This is a genomic window from Pseudonocardia sp. NPDC049154 (assembly GCF_040648315.1).
In the GTDB taxonomy this organism is placed as follows: domain Bacteria; phylum Actinomycetota; class Actinomycetes; order Mycobacteriales; family Pseudonocardiaceae; genus Pseudonocardia.
In genome coordinates this window covers 1-2,650 of the sequence record NZ_JBEZDN010000248.1, presented here as the reverse complement: position 1 = coordinate 2,650, position 2,650 = coordinate 1, and the positions used below count along the sequence as shown (strand labels likewise).

Here is a 2,650-nt window from a genome sequence, read left to right as displayed (position 1 = left end):
CTGCCGATTCCCCACCTGCAACCGACGCGCCCTCGACGGCGACCTCGACCACCACCACCGCGCCGCCGATCACGGGCCCACCTGCGAACGCAACCCTCACGGGCTGTGCAGACACCACCACACCCTCAAGGAGCACCAGGACTGGCAGGTCCTCGCCCACCCCGACGGCACCCTGACCTGGATCACCCCGACCGGGCACCGATACGTCAGCCGGCCCTTCGACTACCGGCCCTTCACCGCCACACCCGATCCCGACCCTGCCGTGCCGGACCCCGAGGCCGCGGCCGAGTTCGCCGCTCGCGCCCAACTCGACGCCGACGCCGACACCGACCAGCCCGGCGACACCCCACCCCCGGCCCCCCGCGGCGGCTGGACCCTCGCCAGCATGCGCGGCGAGGTAGCCCCCGCCGACCTCGACGACCCCGCCCCCTTCTGAGCGCCCGCCCGATCCCGCAGCCCTGAACCCACCTCAGCCATCGCTGCCGCATGGTCACAGCCGCGTCAACTCCTCGACCCCCTCGACGAGCGGACGCATGGTGTCGAGCCGCCTGCCCACGCATGGACGAGAGCCGCCGCGCCCCTCAGGAGGTTGGTCCGGACCCGGCACCGCACCGCGCTGTCGATGCGGTGGCCGGAGACGAGGCTCACTCGAAGACCACGAGGTGCAAACAGCACCGCGGCGTGGCTGGCCGGCAGCTCGCGTGCCAGGGCCGGATGCACTGCGCTCCGCGGCCGCCAGCTCCAAGATCGGGCGCCGGCCAAACTCCGTAAGCACGGCGATCGTCTCCCTCAAGTTCGCCGTCCGGTGTGCCTTCCCCAGCCCCGTCACCTATGGGCTGGCCGGTCATCGTGCGCTGCAGCGCTCATCACCTCCGCCCTGCCGCTCGTCACCTCCTGGCGCTCGTCACCTACGACCCGGCACGTCACCTTCGCCCTGGCGCTCGTCATGTCCGCCCGGCGCCCGTCGCGGCCCGGCGCCCATCACCTGCCCGTCACCTCCACCCACTCCCCCTCACGTGCTCCGCGCCCGTCATCTGCACCCCGGCGGCCGTCACCTTGGCGACGAGCGGTGCGCTCCTGTGCCGCCCAGGCGCAAGGCCGCTGCGGTGCCGTCGTACGAGCATCGGACACGGACGCAGTCCGGCCCGTGATCAGCTGCCACAGCCGCTCGACCGGCGTGTCGATCTCGATCTCACGCCGGCAGAGCCAGGTCGCCCCTCGCCCACATCGGACGGACCTACCGAAGCTGGACAATCCTTGCCGAACGTACGTTAAGGTCGTCCGGCGACACCGTGCCCCATGTCACCTCGACGACGACGTCAGGAGACCTCTTGACTCCCCGGACCCGCACCCGCTGGGTGATCGCCCTGCTCATGTTGTTCGTGGCGATCAACTTCGCCGACAAGTCGATCATCGGGCTCGCCGCGGCCCCCATGATGAAGGAGCTCGGGCTCAGCGCCACCGAGTACGGCACCATCGCCAGCTCCTTCTACCTGCTGTTCAGCATCTCGGCCGTCGTGTTCGGCTTCCTCGGCAACCGGTTCTCCGCGAAGTGGATGCTGGTGGCGCTGGCCGTGATCTGGTCCGCCGCGCAGCTGCCGATCCTGGTGCCCGCCGCGGGCTTCGCGGTCCTGCTGATCACCCGCGTCCTGCTGGGCGCGGGCGAGGGGCCCGGCATCCCGCTCGGCATGCACGTCGCCTTCTCCTGGGTGGAGGAGCGCAAGCGCGGGTTCACGGCGGCGTTGCTGACGGTCGGCTCCGGCCTCGGCGTGATCATCGGCGCCCCGCTGCTCAACGCGGCCATCGCCGCATGGGGCTGGCGCTCCGCCTTCGGCATCCTCGGCGCCATCGGGCTGCTCTGGGCGATCGCGTGGGTGATCGTCGGCGGCGACGGCCCGTTCGCGACCACCGCCGCGAAGTCCGCCCCGGTCACGCCGGCCGCCACCGACGAGCCACGGGTGCCCTACCGCCGGTTGCTCACCTCCGGCACCTGGCTCGGCACGATGTTCTCCGGGTTCACCGTCTACTGGGGTCTCGCGCTCGCCATCGCGTTCCTGCCCCTCTACCTCGGCCAGGCCGGCTTCGGCGGCACCGCGCTCGGCTTCGTGGTGACCGTCCCGGCGTACATCTCGATCGTGTTCATGCTGGTCGGCGGATGGCTGTCGCAGCGCCTGCTCCGCCGCGGCCTCTCGCGGCACCTGGCCCAGGGCGTGCTCGGCGGGGCGTTCGCGCTCGTCGCCGGCATCAGCATGCTGCTGATCACCCGCGTCGACGCGCCGATCCTGCTGCTGCCGTTCGTCGCGCTGGCGTTCGGGATCGGCAACTCGCAGACCCCGCTCTCACAGGCGGCCGTCGCGGACGTGACGCCGACCCGGCAGCGGGGCGCCACCCTGGGCACCTGGTACGCGATCGTCTCCGTGGCGAGCGTCGTCTCGCCGCTGCTCACCGGCGTACTGGTCGACGCCGCGCCCACCCCCGTCGAGGGGTACGCGCGGGCGTTCGACATCGCGGGCCTGCTGATGGTGCTCGGCGGCCTCACCGCCATGCTCGTCGTGCAGCCGGACCGGGACGCCGCTCGCCACGGCCTGCGCCGCGCCGTCGCCCGGCCGACGCCCGTCGCCTGACGACGTGGGGGGGCCGCCCCCCCCCG

The 2,650-nt window shown here is 72.4% G+C and carries 1 protein-coding gene and 1 pseudogene; both read left to right on the top strand.

The genetic code is table 11. The features are described from left to right. A pseudogene (locus AB0B41_RS43015) lies at positions 1-436 on the top strand (hypothetical protein); the annotation flags it as partial. An 895-nt stretch (positions 437-1,331) separates the two neighbouring features. Next, the gene (locus AB0B41_RS43010; RefSeq protein ID WP_358212989.1) at positions 1,332-2,624 is read left to right on the top strand and encodes an MFS transporter; all 1,293 of its coding nucleotides are present in this window, start codon (positions 1,332-1,334) and stop codon (positions 2,622-2,624) included. Positions 2,625-2,650 lie beyond the last annotated feature (26 nt).